The following is an 859-nucleotide window of genomic DNA, read 5'->3' as shown; positions in this document are numbered from 1 at the left end:
CGCGGCCAGGCGCTGGCCGAGCGGGCCCGCGGCGGCATGCTGGTCGCGCTGGGCCTGGCCGTGACGCTGGGCGTCGCCGGACTGCTGGAGGCGTACGTGACACCGTCCGGCCTGCCGACCGTGCTGCGGATCGGGATCGGGGCGGTGGTGTGGGTGGCCTTCATGGCGTACGCGCTGGGCGTGGGCGGGGCGGCACACCGCCGGGGCGAGACCGGTGACCTGGCCCCGGAGCACTCGGTCACTCCGGTCCCCACAGCCTGACCAAGCTGCTGTCCATGCTGATCCTGCTGGCGGCGGCCGCGCTGCACCTGGGCTTCCAGCTGACGGTGTCCCTGGTCGTCTACCCGGCGCTGGCCGACGCGCCGGAGTCCGCCTGGCGTGAGATCCACGACGCGCACTCCCGCCGGATCACGCCGGTCGTGGTCGTCGTCTACGGCCTGCTCGTCGTCGCCTGCGGGTGGGCGGTGCTGGCCGGCCCGGACGCCTGGACGATCGTGTCCGTCGCCGCTGCTGCGGTGGCCGGGCTGCTCACGGCCTTCGGCGCGGCGCCGACACACGGCCGGCTGGGGCGGGGCTGGTCCCGGGAGCTGGTGCACCGGCTGCTGCTGATCGACCGGGGCCGGGCCGTGGCGGCGGTGGTCTGCGCCGTGGCCGCGTTCCTGGCCGCCCGCTGAGCGGGTCAGAGGCGCCCGGCTGCTTTCAGCATCAGGTAGACGTCGGCGACCTTCGAGGCGAAGTCCTCGCGCAGCTCGTCCACGACCAGCACCCCCTGCTGCTCCAGCAGCGCCCGCACCCGACCGCGTTCGGCCAGGGCCAGCTCCGCCGCCGCGGCCACGTGCACGTCCGTGGCGGTGGCGCC

At 75.7% G+C, this 859-nt stretch carries 1 protein-coding gene and 2 pseudogenes; 2 read left to right on the top strand and 1 reads right to left on the bottom strand.

What is annotated here, in order from left to right; translation table 11 throughout:
- Positions 1–261: pseudogene (locus tag AB0C29_RS44315) on the top strand (stage II sporulation protein M); the annotation flags it as partial.
- A gap of 14 nt (positions 262–275) precedes the next feature.
- On the top strand, positions 276–674 hold the full coding sequence (locus tag AB0C29_RS44310) for a hypothetical protein (protein ID WP_360833802.1): 399 nt from the start codon (positions 276–278) through the stop codon (positions 672–674).
- 5 nt (positions 675–679) lie between these two features.
- Here AB0C29_RS44310 and AB0C29_RS44305 read toward each other — a convergent pair.
- A pseudogene (locus tag AB0C29_RS44305) lies at positions 680–859 on the bottom strand (DUF58 domain-containing protein); the annotation flags it as partial.

Source organism: Actinoplanes sp. NPDC048791 (assembly GCF_040650095.1).
GTDB lineage: Bacteria > Actinomycetota > Actinomycetes > Mycobacteriales > Micromonosporaceae > Actinoplanes.
Note: the sequence above shows the minus strand (reverse complement) of the source record. Positions and strands in the feature narration are given on the sequence as shown.